Here is a 16,273-nt window from a genome sequence, read left to right as displayed (position 1 = left end):
AAATTGAAACAATGCAAGACTTTGAAAATGTGATGGTTTTAGGTGTCGCAGGTAACTTCGCAGGGCATTTACAACAAGCTGGAGAAGCAGACGATTTTGCTGCACACGGTGACGGGGATATTAACAAGCCACAAGCTCTGTTCCCGATTTATGTGCCGTCGATTAACCACTCGTATCTGGCGACGTACCCTCTTAGTCATAGTGTGACTAAACTGCCTAATGACATAAATAATTTACAAATTGAACCAGAGGTCGTTTTACTTTGTGATGTGAGTTATCACGAGGGTAAAGTGTCAAAAGTCACGCCGACTCATTTTGGTGCTTTTAATGATTGCTCAATTAGGCGACCAAATGCAAAGAAAATCAGTGAAAAGAAAAACTGGGGAGAGGAGTCAAAGGGCATCGCTGAGAATTTACTGCCGCTGGGTAGCTTGGTGCCTGGAAGTGAGATTGACCGTTTCAGAATTGCAAGCTTCCACAAAAGAAACGGGGAAGTATTTGCCTATGGAGAGGATTGTTCGGTAAGCGAATACACTTATTTTTATTGCCAACTTTTAGATTGGATTCGTGACCAAATGAACCACCAGACCGATTTAGGTCCAATGGAAAATATCCATGCATTGTTAGGGCAAGCAAACTTTCCAAATCAGATCCTCGTCGCGATTGGCGCAACTCGTTATACCGCATACGGGGAAGAACACTTTCTTGAGCGAGGAGACGTCAGTATGGTCGCTGTGTATGACAGCACGGTTTATGAACCAAATGATATTTCGGCAATGGCTCAAAAAGGGAAATTTGAGTCTGACAGGTTGTCTCATGTTGTTCAATGTGTCTCATAATTTTTAAATAGTTTCACCACTCCCCCTTAACTCAAAGAGCAGCTTTCCGTACTGCTCTTTTTTTGATCGGATTAAAGGTCAAAGGTTATCCCAATACCGTTCACTAATCCCAACTTAATACCGTCCAGTTTGGCTGATTCGCATGCTCTCGCAGGCGAGGGCATGGGTTGACTAAATAGGCATAGTCAGCGTGCTGACAAAGCGGTAAGTCGTTGATTGAATCCGTATAAAAATGAATTTCTGAGAACAATTCTGGCTGTGCTTCTAGCCATTGCTGCAGTCTGGTGACTTTACCTTCTCGATAGCTAGGTATGCCCGAAATTTCAGCGCTGTAAGTGCCTTTTTGTTCAATCAAGTCTATTCCCAATGACGTTGGGATTCCCAAACGTTGGCCTACCGCTTCGACTAAGAAAGTCACGCTCGCGGAAATGATCACCATATCAATGCCATCTCGGGAAAGCTGTTCGATCAAGGTTTTGGACTGCTTAAACTGCTTGGGTAGAATCTGTTTGTCCACGCACTCTGCAACTAACATTTTTACTTGTTCAATAGGCATGTCGGAAAGTGGTGCCATGCAAAACTCAAGGTAGTCTTCCATGTCCATTTTTCCCTCAGCGTAGAGCTTCATGAGGCGTTGATCTTCTTCGATAAAGTTAGGCTCTGTCGCAATGCCTTTCTCGACCAAAAATGCGTTCCAAATCATTGCACAGTCTGCGTTGATTAAGGTTTCGTCCATATCAAAAACATACAAAGGTTTGGACATATTAAGCTCTCACTGGTTGAATTTCGTTTAGATTAAAGAGTAGTTCTAACTGTCTGCCATTTGCTAATAGTCGCTCAGATGAACGGTTGAGTAAATCAACGGTGAGTTCGCACTCGTTAACCTCCACCTGATAGCGAATTACATTACCCAGCAACTGGTGATTTTTGATGATACCGTTTTGTGGTGCGGAAATGTGGTTACCATACTGACGGCCTTGCTCTCTGACATATATAGATTCAGGGCGAATAGCCACTTTGCTTTGCGTATCGATATTAAAAAGCTGTTTGGCGTGGTCGGCTTCCACCAGGTTGTAGTGTCCCATAAAACCGGCAACAAACTCGTTGGCTGGTTGCGTGTAAATCTCTTCGGGTGTACCAGCCTGAACGATTTCCCCTTTATTCATCAGGAAGATACGATCAGACATGATCATGGCTTCTTCCTGATCATGAGTAACGAAGATCGTGGTCAGGTTCATTTCTTTCTGGATGTCGCGAATTTGCTGACGAAGGTGCTTACGGATTTTGGCATCGAGAGCTGACAAAGGTTCGTCGAGGAGTAAAATTCGCGGCTTCACCACTAAGGCGCGTGCCAATGCGACACGCTGACGTTGCCCGCCGGAAAGTTGATGCGGGTACTGTTTTTCTTTGCCTTTCAGGTCAACCAGCTCAATCACTTTCGCCACTTCACGCTGAATGAAGTCAGCGTCTAGTCTTTTCATTTTCAGGCCAAACGCAATGTTGCCCTCCACCGTCATATTGGGAAACAGAGCATAAGACTGAAACACCATGCCAATGCCACGCTCCTGCGGTACTTGGTGGGTGATGTCCTCTCCGTTAACCGAAATGGTGCCACCATCAACAGGGTTAAGCCCTGCCAGGCTGCGAAGAAGAGTGGATTTACCACAACCACTAGGGCCAAGCAGAGTAATAAACTCGCCCTGTTCAATGCTGAATTGGATGTCTTCAAAGACCGTATTGTCACCAAAACGTTTGGTCAGGTTTTTTGCGGTTACGTAGCTCATGATTTAGCGCCTCGACTGAAACGACTTGCTAGCCAAGTCAGTAAGAAAATAAACAGGAAATAGGTCATGACCAGTGCAGACGTAAAGTGTCCGCTTGTCTGACGCATGTTGTACAAATAGATTTGCAGGGTTTCATAGCGTGTGCCAACAAGAATATTGGCAAATACAAATTCACCGAGCAGAAAGGAGAAAGAGAGAAACAGCGACGCCATTAAGCCTTTCTTCAAGTTTGGCAAAATGATCAGCAAAAACGCTTTGGTTGTGCTTGCGCCAAGTAAATGCGCTGCGTCCATCAAGTCATGCAAATTGATTGCCTCAAAGCTGTTTGAAATCGCTCGATACATGAAAGGTAAAGCGATCGTGAAATAAGTGCCAATCAGAATCCACGGAGTGCCAATTAAGGAAATATCGCTGTTGGCATAAAGTTGCAGCAGGCCAACCGACGACACCACCGGCGGTACAGCAAACGGAAGCAAGATTAGAATGTTCATCAGCTTGTCGAGTTTTGGGAAGTAGTAAAACACCACAAAAATCGCAGGCAGAATCAGAACAACGCTCAATACCAGAGCAGAAATACAAATAAACAGAGAACGACCAAAAGCTTGCAGGAAGCGCGGGTCGGTCAACAGTTTGATGTACCAATCCAGCGTAAATCCGTCCGGTAGAATGGTCGCTCCCCAGCGGGACGAGAGCGAATAAACGAAGGTCGCAATGATTGGGACCAACATAATACCAACAATGGAGTACACCACCGTTTTGTGGAAGCGCGTATTAATGTTTTGCATTAGCTTCTACCTGCGTAGCTCTTAGTAATCAGCCATTGGTTAATCACAGTGATAAAGGCCAGCATCGCCATCAAAATAACCGAGATTGCGGCGGCGAGATTGGGCTCAAGGAACAAATCGCCCGAGACTAAGCTCGCAATGCGAATGGTGATGAGGTTGTAGTTACCGGAAGTTAACGCATACACACTGGCATAAGCGCCAATGGCATTTGCGATCAGGATGATAAACGTGCCCAACAGAGCAGGAGAAAGCACGGGTAAGGCGATGCGTATCCAGTATTGTGATGTCTTTGCCCCAAGTAGTGCGGCGGCCGCTTGCCAATCGTCACTTAAGGCATCGAATGCAGGGTAGAGCAACAGTACTGCCAACGGGATCTGGAAGTAGATGTAAATTGCCATCAATCCCCATTTTCCATAAAGGTCAAAATCGCCGAGCAGACCGTATTGCTTAAGCAATAACGTGACCGCACCGTTAGTGCCCAAAATGATGATGAACGCGAACGCCAGAGGGACGCCTGCAAAGTTGCTGCTCATGTTGGTGAAGGCAATCACACCGTCGCGGATTTTTGAATCGACACGACGTAACGAAGAAACCAGTACGGTTGCAACCAGTAAACCAGCAATACTCGACCAAAATGAGAGCCACAAGCTATTGCCGAAGGCTTGCATCATGAAAGTTGAACCAAACACTTCCAGATAGTTGTCGAACGCGAACTCTTCGTCGTAAATAAAGCTGTTAATCAGCACCCAAACAATTGGTGCAAGCTGAAACAGGTAGAAAAACAGAGCGAAAGGGGCAAGCCACAATGCAGGCTTACTCCTTTTTAACCAACAACTTATGCGACGCTGTTTCGCGCTTACGTTGTTTGATGTTGATGAGATGGCAGAACTGCTCATAGTGCTAACAATTCCTGAGTGTAAGGTTTTGAGTGATCAAGGTTGAGAAGCTGGCAAACCGAGCCACAAATCTCAGTTTGTTTCACGTGGCATTCTTGGTGGGTGAACATATCGCCAATCACAAACAGTGGAACTTCTCTTTCTTCTGGCAGGATGCCGCCATGAGATAAATCGTTGTTCATGCCATGATCGCTGGTCACAATGATCTGGTAACCATCAGCAAGCCACTGATCGATGTAGTTGGAAAGAATGATGTCTGCGCCACGCGCACAATTGCGGTATTGACGAGAATCTAAGCCGAATTTATGGCCTAAATCATCAATGTTCATTGGGTGAATCAGCAAGAAATCCGGCTGATGCGCACGGCGTAAATGCTCGGCATCCAGAAACAGTGCTTCATCAGGGTACTGGTCCCAGTGATAAAAATAGCCATGTTGGATATTCAGTGTTTCATCATTGGTGAAGCGGTCGCGCACAGCGTTATACGGGGCGCGATTATAAAGCTCGCTCACCCAGTGATATGCCGCTGCTGCTGTCACTTTTCCCTGAGATTTTGCCAGACTGAAGATTGAATCCTGATTCGACAAACGAACGATATTGTTGTTGACGATGCCGCTATCAACCGGACGGACACCGGTTAGGATGCACTCATAAAGTGGGCGGGACATCGAAGGCAGTTCACATTGAACCGGATACAGTGTTGCACGTTGTTGTTCTAAAAGACCGTTTAGGTAGCCCATACAATCACGGGCTACCTGATAGTTCAGTCCATCTAGAACAACAAGGATAACCTTATTGCTCATGATATTTTCTCGTTACTTCTTAGGAGAGGGTATTGCTTAGTATTACTGCTGATGAATCAGTACGTTCTCTTGCCATTGGCGCGGTAGCTTACGTGCTGATTTTTCCCACGCAGAGAAGTCCGTAACCGGTTTAGCATTCGTGTACTGGTCGTTCGAGATCAACTTGTCCTGAATGGATTTTGGTAGAGTGATGTTGCTGCGAATCGGACGTGCATAACCTTCTGCAAGGTTGATCTGGCCTTGGTCACTAAAGATGTATTCACGTGCTAGCTTCGCTGCATTTGGGTTTTTCGCGTATTTGTTGATGATGGTTGTGTAGCCCGAAATCACAGAGCCGTCTTGAGGAATGTTGACACTAAATTGCTCGCGGTCAATTTGGTCACGGTAGTTAAGTGCGTTGAAATCCCACAGGATAGCCACTTCGACTTCACCTTTTTCAAGGTTTGCGATGCTTGGATCCGTAAACGACAAACGACCTTGTTTAGCTAATTTTGCAAAATACTCGATAGCTGGTGTTAAGTTTGACTCGTCACCACCATGCGCAAAGGCTGCCGCAAGTATCGCATTGTTAGCTTGAGCTGCCACACCGACATCGCCTACCGTTACTTTGTAGTCGCCTTTTAGCAGGTCATCCCAAGTTTTTGGCGCGTTTTTCACCAGATTATTGTTTGAGATGAAAGAAATTGTGCCTGTGTAAGCCAGTGCCCAGTGACCATCTTTGTCTTTTGCCCAATCAGGGATGTCGTTCCAAGTGGTTGGCTTATATGGCTGCGTTACCCCTTTTTTCACTGCTACTCGCGCAAAGGCAAAACCCACATCACCAATGTCTGCGGTCGCATTTTTCTTCTCAGCTTCGAATTTAGCGATCTCCTGAGCAGAGCTCATGTCCGTATCCTGGTGCTTCAAACCGTAGTTTGATTGCAAGTCCGTCCATGTGTCTTTCCAGTTTGCCCAACTACCAGGCATACCCACACTGTAAACTGCGCCTTCTTTTTGAGCAGCTTTTACCAATGTGTCTAGGTTGGCGTCTTTTTCTTGTGTTGCGGAAAACGCAGAGGTAGATAGTGTTGCTGCAATCAGAGTGGCTGATGCTACAGCGGAACGGCTAAGCAAAGTTTTCATTGTCTCCATCCTTCTGGACTAGGTCAGTAAGTTCGATTGTTATCCTATGGATGGAATGTGACGTTTTCGCGCAGATAATTTGACAGTTATGCTGAATTTCTATGGCAGTTATATTTCATCTGAACACAAGTTAACCAGTTGTTAGTTGTCATATTTCTGTTATCCAACTGACCTATCTTGTTCATCAAACAATCTATGGACTAGATCAGAGAATGAACATTTTGGGCTCCGCTTACTCGGGGAAACAGTCAGGTACGCAACTGGGAAAAATCAAAGCGACGCTTCGTGAACAAATTCATTCAGGCGTTATCGTACAAGGGCAAAAGTTACCGTCGGAACGAGAGTTGAGTGAGCTTTTTTCGACGACTAGAATCACCATTAAGGATGTTTTAGTTTCGTTAGAAACTGAGGGAATCATCTACCGGGAGGAGCGTAGAGGATGGTATGTTTCTCCACCAAGAGTCTGTTATAACCCCTTATCTCGCTCTCACTTTCATCAAATGGTTCGTGAACAGAATCGGATTGCTGAAACTAAATTAATTAACGTCCGGAGTGAGATGGCATCTGGTGAGTATGCCAAGGTATTAGAAGTCGAGCAGATCACGCCGACTTATATTATCGAGCGATTACGTCATATTGATGGCCGCGCGGTGCTGTTTGTAGAAAATGTCCTGAAAGCGGAATTGTTTGAGGGAATCTTATCGGAAAACCTGACCATGTCACTGACGGGTATCTATCGAGAAAAGTATGGGTTCGAAACGAAACGCTCTCGATTTGATGTGATTCCGACTTCAGCCCCTGCTCATGTTGCAAAACCACTGAATCTGGCTGAAGGGCAGCCTGTTCTTAAGATCTGTCGGGTAAACTACAACCAATATGGGGAGTTGATGGACTGTGAACTGGAGTACTGGCGCCCGGATGCAGTCAGGATTCGCATTGATAGTGTGGGATAAGTGAGAGATTCCCGATAACTTTCACACCATTAGCGGGAATCATAACTTAAAGCGACTAAACCAAACCTTGCTCTTTCGCCATCTGCTTCGCAATACCTGGCGATTTCCAGATGCTTGGCAACAGAATGAAAGAGACTGGTACCGCTGTAATCACAATGAAAGATTGCAACGCGGAGATTCCACCTGACCCCATCGAGATCAGAGCAATCGCCACCAGGCCCATGATCAAGCCCCAGAATGAACGAATCACGGCATTTGGTTCTGTTGAGCCAGTCATTACAACGCTGATGGTGTACGTCATTGAGTCACCAGTGGTCACAATGAAGGTCGTGGTTAAAATTAGGAACAGCACCGAAATGAGCATCGGGAATGGCAGTTCTGATGTAATTGCCAGCAATACTGCGGGAAGATTGAAACCTTCGAAAGCAGATGAAATTACACCTGGATTGTCTAGCTCAAATGCCAGACCACTACCACCAACAATGCCGAACCAGAAGCAGGTAATGAGCGGTGCAGCAATGCTAATTGCCATGATCAACTGACGGATTGTGCGACCGCGAGAGATACGCGCAATAAAGATCGCCATCATTGGGCCATAACCAATAAACCAGCCCCAGAAGAAAACAGTCCACCAGCTTAACCAGTCTGCGTCACCACGGTAGAGTGCCATTGGAAAGAAGTTATCTACCAAACGGCCCATACCTTGAACATAGCCGTCGACAATAAACGTTGTTGGACCAACGAACAAAATATACCCAATTAAAATAACGGATAAGATGATGTTGTAACGACTAACAATTTGAATGCCTTTACTAACGCCACTTAGCGCGGAAAGGGTGTACATCAGAATGGCAGCAATGATCACCATGCTTTGCGTAAAAAAAGTATCTGGCAATCCAAACAGAGAATTCAGTGCGTAACTGATTTGCAGGCCAAGAAAACCAATAGGACCAATCGTGCCAGCGGCTACCGCGATAATACTGCACGCATCCGCTAGGTTACCAATCCAGCCGTTGATGGCTTTATCACCTAAAACCGGGTACAGCAGAGTACGAGGTTTTAGTGGTAGACCCTTGTCGTAGTGGAGATGCATCAAAACAATAGAGGAAAGGCCACCAAGGATTGCCCAGGCTAAGAAACCCCAATGCATAAAGGACTGAGATAACGCATTGATTGCGGCACTTTTGGGAGAGGCATCACCATAGAGTGGTGGAGCAGTAACGAAATGGGCGATAGGCTCTGCCGCTGCCCAAAAAACACCGCCACCAGCGAGTAGGGTGCAGAGTACAATCGATAGCCATTTGAAATTATCGATTTCTGGTTCCGCTAAACTTCCTAAACGTACATCACCTGTGCGTCCAAAAGCGAGAGCCAAACCAATTAAGAAATTGAGAAGAAGCAATACTTGCCAGTAAGCTCCGAAATATTTTGTGGCAAAGCCAAAGCCACTGTTAACCATTGCGGTTAGAGAGTCAGTATTCGTCAGAGCGAGCAGAACGAACAGAGTAAGAAAGCTACCACTTAACCAAAATACAGGGTTAGTGAGTTCGAGTCGCTTAACTAGGGAAGGAGGGTGGATCGCGGCATAGTCTGCTTCCTGAACAGGAGCGTGGGAGGCGGTATTCGTCATATTTGACATAAGTACTTCGCTTTTTTGGGCTTGGAAGCCGTGTATTTCCCCTCACATCCAGTCGATGAAAAGTGTGAGGGACTTCAAAAAGCCGCAAATACTAGCGCGTCGAGATTATGAATTTAACCGTAGATTTAAGTTCATTGTTGGAGCATCAGCCAAGGCACTGATTTTTGGGAGCGGAAGAAGCTGAAGTTAACAGGATTCTCTTAGCTTTTGATGAACGCGATAGCCTACCACATAACCGATGTAGAACAGGGCCGCGAGTGTAATTAACGCTGCGCTATAGGCGAGAGCTCGATTAAGTCCGATGCCAAAAGCAAAGGTAAACGCTATGCCGTTGACCGCTTCCGCAGGAAAGTTATACCAAGCACCATGGACCGAGGACCCAAAAAGCAGCATAGTGCTGATTAAAAAGAGCACGCCGCCCAATAAGCCGAACCATCTGCTGTTGTTCATGTTTATTCTCAAGTGTTACCTAAGTAACGTAACAAAATATTTCAGGGAAAGTATTATATACCCAAATGACCTCAAGATGCGTGGTTATTTGGCTAGTTATCTGAGAGAACATAAATTTGTAGGGATAGACAAAGAGGCCACCGAAGCAGCCTCTTTATGAACGAATGGAGTATGATTCCAGTTAATACCAAGAATCAAGGTTGGTAGATAATCAACTTCCTGAGTTGTTTGGCGGATTGAGTGTCCAGTCCCCGCCAAGTGATTTGTAAAGTGCAATCGTTGCTTGCGCTGTTTGCAGTTTTGCCGCGACACGTTGGTCTTGCATCATTCGTTGCTGACGCTGAGCATCTAACACCGATAAATGGTCAATCAGACCAGCGCGGTAAAGTGACTTCGCTTTGCTCACTGCGTTATCCGTCGCTTTTAGGGCGTCATTGACTCGACGCTGGTTCTCCTGACTTCTGCCATAAGCAAATAGAGTCGATTCCGTTTCTGCTAATGCTGCATCCACCGTATGCTGATAAGACAATGTCGCCGAATCAAATCGTGCTTGGTTCATGGCTTCAATTGCCTCCCCGCGCCCACCATCAAACAAGTTCCAACTTACGCCTGCAGCACCCATCCAGCCGAAAGAGTCACTACTGAACAGATCATCAAAGCTCGATGCGGACAAGACCGGAGCGCCCGTTAAGAAAAACTTAGGGTATTGATCGGCAATACTTGCCGCGAGTTCTTCATTCAATGCTGCCATTTCGCGCTCAGCCAGACGAATATCGGTACGGCGCTTCAATAAATCCGAGGGTAAACCAACGGGTATCATATTCTGCATGCTCGGCACACCGTGGCTTTGTGCTAAACGGGTTTCAACCTTTGTCAGAGGTTCTCCAAGGAGCACCGCAATCCGATGTTTATGCGTTTGTTGAGCAATTTCTAGCTGAGGAACAATCGCTTTCATAGCCGCGAGCGTTGCTTTCGCTTGTGCTAAATCAAGGTCAGAGCCATAGCCGCTTTGCACCACTTTCTCGACCAGGTTCATGGTGCGTTTCTGATCGTCCAGGTTTGACTTCGCCAGGTCAAGGCGTTCGCTCGCACCTTGGTACTGAAGGTAGTTATGAATTAAATCCGCCGTAATCACCGTGGTTAAGCCGCTTTGATAAATTTCAGCTTGCTCCAGACGAATTTGCGCTGCATTCGCTTGACGGTCAATTCGTCCAAATAAATCCATCTCCCATGAGATATTCGCTCCGGCAAAGACACCATCGTGTTGATTATCCATCAAGGTGACATTGCCAACTTGTGGCGGTAAGCCGGATACCGAATCACTTAACGGGTTTAAAATCGGGCCCAGTGACGAGTCATTCTTACTGAACTGATAATTCATATAGCCCGCGCTGAGACTGATGGTTGGCACCTTAAACGATTCCACCATCGTCTTATAGCTGTTGGCCATTTTCACACGCTCTGCGGCGACTTTAAGCGGAATACTTTGACTCTGCATATCTTGAACCAGTTGATTTAAGATTGGGTCATTAAACTCCGTCCACCAAAACTCATTAGTTTGTGACTCGGTGCTTAGCCCCGAGTCTTGGCTGTTAAGGTAAGTCTCTGCAATGCTGGTGGTTGGCCCCTGATAATCGGGACCCACCGCACAACCGGTCAAACTCAGTGCCAGAACAATTGGCGCAAGGATGAATTTTTTCATGATGACGCCTCCTGTGGCTTAGTGTTGGTTTGGGTTATTGGCTCTTTGTCCTTGTACGCAAGGCGATAAAGAGCGGGCATTACGAACAAAGACAAGACCGTTGCCGCTGCTAAACCACCGATGATGGTTGCCGCCATTTGGTCAAACAGCAGATCCGAAAGTAGCGGAATCATGCCTAGCGCCGTTGTTAGTGCGCCCATCGAGATCGCCATGGTTCGGTTCACGGTCGCTTCTTTAATCGCGTCTGACAGGTTCATACCGTTTGCTCGTTCCAGTTCAATTTGATCCATTAATACAATGCCGTTTTTAATGATCATCCCCGTCAGCGTAATCGCGCCGATGATCGCCATAAAACCAAATGGTTTATCAAAACCGAGCAGAGCAAAAGCCGCCCCGGACGCTGCTAATGGCAGAGTCGCCAAGATGATGATTGGCTGTTTGAAGCCGTTAAACATTGCCACCAGAATGATCACCATGATCAGCATGGCTTTCGGTTGCTGCTTCATGATGTCCGTGACGGATTTGTTTTCATCATAATATTCGCCGCCCCATTCCATGCTGTAGCCAGAAGGCAGTTCAATTGCTTCAATTTGATCTTTAATCGAGTTTCTAACGTTGGCTGGTGTTGACTCTCGGCTAACACCGGCCTGAACCGTTATGGTTTTCACGCGATCGCGACGCCAGATCATGCTCTCTTCGGTAACGAGCTCAAAACCATCGACAATCTGACCAAGTGGAACGCTGTTGAACCCAATCAGAGAACGTACTGGCAACGTTTCTAGCGAAGCCATCGTCTGCGAAGTACCACGCAATTGGATTGGGATAAGCTCGTCGTTAAGGTTCATCTGACCCAATGGCATACCGTCCGAAGCGCGTTTCAATGCGAATGCTACGTCTGTACGATTGATGCCAGCATGACGCGTCTTGTCCTGATTTAGGATTGGCTTGAGCACTTTGCTCTCTTGTCGCCAATCGTCGCGGATGTATTTTGCATCTGGGTGAGAGGCAAAAATGGTCTTCGCTTTTGCGGCTAATTGATGCAATACGTTCTCATCAGGGCCAGAAAAGCGGGCTTCTACAGCAAACTTGTCTTTTGTTGCGAGTTTAAGGGCGCGGAAACGAGGTTCTGCATCCGGAAACTCATTTTTAAGCCATTCATCACCGCGAGCAACTAAGCGGCTGATGCTTGGGTAGTCTTTGGTGTTAATCAGTACCTGACCGTATGCAGGGTCAAGTGGCTCTGGCTCTACCGTTACAGAGAAACGTGGAGCACTTGTTCCGATATAGCTTGAGATACTTTCGACTTCTGGCTGTTCGACCAGCCACTTCTCGACCTTGCGCATATCTGCCGAGGTTTGTTCGATCTTCGCACCATTTGGCAACCAGTAATCTAAGAATACAATTGAGCGATCGGATTGCGGAATGAAGTTCACTGCTACATAAGGGACCGCTAATGCCGTCGCAATGATCAGTGGAACTAACGCTGATAACGCTTTTACTGGGTTGTCGACTGTCCAAAAGACCAGTTGCTTGTAACGGCTTGGTTTCGATTCTTCTTTTGCCGCTTTTGGTTTCACGAACATCCAAACCATCAGCACGGTGAAGGTCATCGCCACAATCCATGAAAGCAGCAGTGAAGACGCCATGATGTAAAATACCGAGCTGGCGAATTCCGCAGAATCTGTCTTTGAGAATAGAACCGGACTTGCGCCCATTATCGCAATCACCGTTGCGCCTAATAGTGGTATCGCGGTTTCTTTGACTGAGTCAATGGCTGCGCGAGTGCGTTCAATGCCTTTGTTGAGTTTCACGATCATCATATCGGTGATAACAATGGCGTTATCAACCAGCATACCCAGCGCAAGAATAAACGTACCCAGCGAAACTCGGTGCAAGTCAATGCCTGCAATGTTCATGTAGCTCAACGTCAGCAAAATTGTCAGTAGTAAGCTCGCGCCAACAATGGTTGCACTTTTAAAGCCCATAAAGACGAGCAGTACCACAAAAACAATCAGTACACTTTCAAGTAAATTACCCACGAAGTCATCAATTGATTTTTGTACTTCTTCTGGCTGATAGGCGACCGTTGAAATATCGACTCCCAGTGGAAGTGAAGCTTGGTAATTCGCAATGATGTTTTGAATCGTATCGCCAAGAGAGACCACGTTGATGCCCTCAACGGGACTAACTGCCAGTGTCACGGCTGGTTCACCGTTGTAGCGATTCTCTGACAAGGCAGGAGTTTGGTAGCCCATGGTAACATCGGCGATATCGCCTAATCGGATTAAGCCAGAGCCAAGGTCACCGGTGCCGCCATTGATCACCAAATTGCGAATGTCTTCCAGAGACTGAAACTCGCTGGTTTGCGCGATGCGAATACGTTCAGTGCCCGCATCAAATTTGCCCGCTTCAAAGGTGGTGTTTTGCGAGTTAAGTTGATTCCAAACCTGAGCAATAGACAGGCCGTACTGCGCCAGACGTTCGTCAGGCATATCAATGTTAACTACACGCGGCTGTACGCCATGCAGTTCGATTTTCTTGATCCCGTCAACGGCTTTGATTTGACGTTGTAACTCTTCCGCGTAACGGCGTAGCTCTTCTGGAGCAGCATCTTTACTGTGGATAGAGAAAAGCATGCCATACACTTCCGAGAACTCATCTTGCACAATGCTAATTTGCGCTGAAGATGGCAGTTGGAGTTTCACGTCCTCGACTTTCCGTCTTAGCAAATCCCACTGCTGAGGGAGTGCTTTGGAATTGAGGCTCTCGTTGAGATCGACAAATACCATCGAAAGGCCCGGACGTGAGAGAGAACGTAACTTATCGAGCTCAGCCATTTCCTGCAATTTGGTTTCGATGGTATCAGTGACTTGTTGCTCAACTTCTTCTGCTGAAGCACCCGGATAGAGCGTGACAACAACGGCTGTTTTTACGGTAAAGCTCGGATCTTCCAACTTGCCTAAGTCAAAATAGGAATAGATGCCCGCAATCACACTTAATACGATGAAAAAGAGTACGAATTTGCGCTGACGAATAGCGAATTCAGCTAAATTGATCATGGATTCGTACCTATAGAGTCTTGATGGTTAGGGTTGGGGTGACGTCACCCTCGCTCAGGTAGTGGCTGCCGCTAATGACGACGTAGTCACCTTGGGCAAAATTGCCAGTGACACATGCCTGATAGGCATCGATTGATTCCAGATTTACGGGTTCTTCGTGTACAACTTGGTCGCGCACGATATTAACGTGCAGGCTGGCTTTTTCTCCCAATACGGCAGAGTAAGGGAAGCAGTGGCTGGATGCCTGTTGGGTGAAGTGAGTATTTACCGTCACCGCTTTGCCGTTAAACAAGTCGTTAGATGCCGAGTCGACATCTAACGTCACAGTATAAGTTTGTTTCAGCATGTGCTTCTTAGGGGCAATTTCACTGACAACGGCGCGATAGGATTGCTCTGTGTCATACCAGGTTAACTCAGCATCCTGACCCAAGGAGAAATCTTGAATCATGTTCTCTGGCACATCGATATCGACTTCCCAGTTTCCATCTTGTTGTAGCGTCACAACGGATAATCCCGGGCTGGTTTGCTCAAATTGCTCCACGTTGACTTCGCCAATGATGCCAGAGAACGGAGCGCGCAATTCGGTGTAATCTAGCGCGTCTTTGGCACGTTGAATGTTCTTCTCAACCACTTTCACCGATGACACACTGCGTTCATAACTGCTGACCGCACGGTCAAGATTTACGCTTGCAATGGCATCTTCTGATGTAGCTTGTCTAACACGCTTTAACTCTGCTTTCGCTAACTTATGAGCTGATTTTGCTTCTAACATACGTGCTTCAAGTTCATCCAGCGACACTTGGTAATCATGAGGGTCAAGGCGAGCGATCACTTGTCCTTTCTCGACATGATCGCCTTTTTTTACCAATACGCTTGATAGCGTGCCCGGCACACGGAAAGAAAGCGCCGCTATTTCTTTGGCTTCGACAATCCCACTGAATGATTTTTCCAGCGTTGCATTGTCGCCAGATACCTCAATCACCTGGATTGGTCTTGATGAAAAGGATTCCTGAAGAGGTTGTTGAGTTTGGTTACAGCCAAACAAAGCAAGAGCAACACTACTCAGTGCTGCTGTTTTGATTACGTGATTCATAAGATAGCTCCATAAGTTCGGCGCTATCTTATCGGTGAAAGGTGGTTAGATAATCACGTGTGAGCATGAATCAATGTCACGAAAATCGTGACAATAAAAGCGTGCTACAGATGTTTTGGTATTTTATTGCACAAATGCTCGATAAGTAATCGGCTCGCCTGATTCAATGTCTTAGGCTGAGGGTAAAGAAGCCAGCCGGTCTCTTTAGTGACAGAGTAGTGAGACAATACTTGTACTAAATCCCCTGATTCGAGCTCTTTTTCGACCAATACCTTGGCGATGTAGCTGATGCCTCGATCAAGAAGTGTAGAGCTTTTAATGAAGCCAATATTGTTGGAGATAAGCTTGGGACTAACCATAATATTCTGTTCTTGGAAGTGCCAATTATTATCTACAGCGCCGCTTGGCCAACGAAAACAAATCGATTGGTGTTCACTTAGCTCTTCCAGAGTTGTTGGCGTGCCATGTTTTTCGAGGTATTTCGGCGACGCAACCACACAGCGATCTAAGGTCAAAATTTTACGCGCGACGATATCAGAATCAAACAAAGCGCCACCATGAACAGCAATGTCCAGCCCCTGTTGGAACATATCGATAAAGCCATTAGTAATGTTGCGCACATCCAACTCGACTTGCGGATATTGATCCTGAAAATCAAACAATATGGGTTGAATCAACTCGTAGGTTTCTGGCAACAGGCCTAGTTTCACCTTACCTCGTACTTCTACGCTTTCACTAGTGGCTTGTTCATTGGCGGAGTCGAGTAATGTCAGTGCTTTTTGCAGATCCTGATAATACACATCTCCTTTGTTAGTGAGTGACAAGCTTCGCGTGGTGCGGTGAAACAGTTGAGTACCAAGATGGCGTTCAAGTTCGCCAATGCGTCGACTGACATTGGCGCGTGGAAGATCGAGAGCATGTGCAGCAGCTGTAAAGCTACCGAGTTCAACCACTTTCGTGAACAGTTTTAAATCATCAACTCTCATCAGAGTACTCCAGTTTTTTAAACGTCAATTTAAACATTTATATCCAAACGACTTCAAGATGCCCGTCGTTTGGGCGTTTCCAAAGTGAGGATAATCAATAAATATTTTTGCTTTTAAAGATTAATTTATTTTTCTTTTAATTGGTTAATTATTAACTAATTA

At 46.2% G+C, this 16,273-nt stretch carries 14 protein-coding genes; 2 read left to right on the top strand and 12 right to left on the bottom strand.

Annotation, left to right across the window (positions count from 1 at the left end):
* Positions 1 to 11: 11 nt before the first annotated feature.
* Entirely contained in the window at positions 12 to 839 is an 828-nt protein-coding gene (locus L9Q40_RS15790) for a DUF5718 family protein (RefSeq protein ID WP_498793885.1), read from the top strand.
* A gap of 103 nt (positions 840 to 942) precedes the next feature.
* On the opposite strand, the gene L9Q40_RS15785 is transcribed toward L9Q40_RS15790, so the two are convergent.
* The 6 genes from L9Q40_RS15785 to L9Q40_RS15760 are packed head-to-tail and all read right to left on the bottom strand — an operon-like array spanning position 943 to position 6,229.
* Complete coding sequence (locus L9Q40_RS15785; RefSeq protein WP_498793884.1) at positions 943 to 1,602, bottom strand: HAD family hydrolase; 660 nt, start codon at positions 1,600 to 1,602, stop codon at positions 943 to 945.
* A 1-nt stretch (position 1,603) separates the two neighbouring features.
* Positions 1,604 to 2,623: an ABC transporter ATP-binding protein gene (locus tag L9Q40_RS15780; RefSeq protein ID WP_498793883.1), complete on the bottom strand. Its 1,020-nt coding sequence runs from the start codon at positions 2,621 to 2,623 to the stop codon at positions 1,604 to 1,606.
* Positions 2,620 to 3,408, bottom strand: a complete 789-nt coding sequence (locus L9Q40_RS15775; RefSeq protein ID WP_330470783.1) for an ABC transporter permease — start codon at positions 3,406 to 3,408, stop codon at positions 2,620 to 2,622. Before L9Q40_RS15775 ends, L9Q40_RS15780 begins: the two co-directional genes overlap by 4 nt.
* Positions 3,408 to 4,304, bottom strand: a complete 897-nt coding sequence (locus L9Q40_RS15770; RefSeq protein WP_498793882.1) for an ABC transporter permease — start codon at positions 4,302 to 4,304, stop codon at positions 3,408 to 3,410. The genes L9Q40_RS15775 and L9Q40_RS15770 overlap by 1 nt, the downstream gene beginning before the upstream one ends.
* Positions 4,301 to 5,107: an alkaline phosphatase family protein gene (locus L9Q40_RS15765; protein WP_498793881.1), complete on the bottom strand. Its 807-nt coding sequence runs from the start codon at positions 5,105 to 5,107 to the stop codon at positions 4,301 to 4,303. Before L9Q40_RS15765 ends, L9Q40_RS15770 begins: the two co-directional genes overlap by 4 nt.
* A 42-nt stretch (positions 5,108 to 5,149) precedes the next feature.
* Entirely contained in the window at positions 5,150 to 6,229 is a 1,080-nt protein-coding gene (locus L9Q40_RS15760; protein ID WP_014233641.1) for an ABC transporter substrate-binding protein, read from the bottom strand.
* 212 nt (positions 6,230 to 6,441) lie between these two features.
* Here L9Q40_RS15760 and L9Q40_RS15755 point away from each other — a divergent pair, with 212 nt between their 5' ends.
* Positions 6,442 to 7,182, top strand: a complete 741-nt coding sequence (locus L9Q40_RS15755; protein WP_498793880.1) for a UTRA domain-containing protein — start codon at positions 6,442 to 6,444, stop codon at positions 7,180 to 7,182.
* 55 nt (positions 7,183 to 7,237) lie between these two features.
* Here L9Q40_RS15755 and L9Q40_RS15750 read toward each other — a convergent pair whose 3' ends face one another.
* The 6 genes from L9Q40_RS15750 to L9Q40_RS15725 all read right to left on the bottom strand — a co-directional run bounded on the left by L9Q40_RS15750 (position 7,238) and on the right by L9Q40_RS15725 (position 16,111).
* Positions 7,238 to 8,821: a BCCT family transporter gene (locus L9Q40_RS15750; RefSeq protein ID WP_498793879.1), complete on the bottom strand. Its 1,584-nt coding sequence runs from the start codon at positions 8,819 to 8,821 to the stop codon at positions 7,238 to 7,240.
* A 186-nt stretch (positions 8,822 to 9,007) separates the two neighbouring features.
* Positions 9,008 to 9,271, bottom strand: a complete 264-nt coding sequence (locus L9Q40_RS15745) for a hypothetical protein (RefSeq protein ID WP_076633450.1) — start codon at positions 9,269 to 9,271, stop codon at positions 9,008 to 9,010.
* 211 nt (positions 9,272 to 9,482) lie between these two features.
* Positions 9,483 to 10,973 carry an efflux transporter outer membrane subunit gene (locus tag L9Q40_RS15740; RefSeq protein ID WP_498793878.1) on the bottom strand — a complete coding sequence of 497 codons (1,491 nt, stop codon included), beginning with the start codon at positions 10,971 to 10,973 and terminating at the stop codon, positions 9,483 to 9,485.
* Positions 10,970 to 14,032 carry an efflux RND transporter permease subunit gene (locus L9Q40_RS15735; RefSeq protein ID WP_498793877.1) on the bottom strand — a complete coding sequence of 1,021 codons (3,063 nt, stop codon included), beginning with the start codon at positions 14,030 to 14,032 and terminating at the stop codon, positions 10,970 to 10,972. The genes L9Q40_RS15740 and L9Q40_RS15735 overlap by 4 nt, the downstream gene beginning before the upstream one ends.
* A 10-nt stretch (positions 14,033 to 14,042) precedes the next feature.
* Positions 14,043 to 15,125, bottom strand: a complete 1,083-nt coding sequence (locus L9Q40_RS15730) for an efflux RND transporter periplasmic adaptor subunit (protein ID WP_498793876.1) — start codon at positions 15,123 to 15,125, stop codon at positions 14,043 to 14,045.
* A 104-nt stretch (positions 15,126 to 15,229) separates the two neighbouring features.
* On the bottom strand, positions 15,230 to 16,111 hold the full coding sequence (locus tag L9Q40_RS15725; RefSeq protein ID WP_014233649.1) for a LysR family transcriptional regulator: 882 nt from the start codon (positions 16,109 to 16,111) through the stop codon (positions 15,230 to 15,232).
* Positions 16,112 to 16,273: the final 162 nt, after the last annotated feature.

Source organism: Allocatenococcus thiocycli, from assembly GCF_921292965.1.
GTDB lineage: Bacteria > Pseudomonadota > Gammaproteobacteria > Enterobacterales > Vibrionaceae > Vibrio > Vibrio natriegens.
Note: the sequence above shows the minus strand (reverse complement) of the source record. Positions and strands in the feature narration are given on the sequence as shown.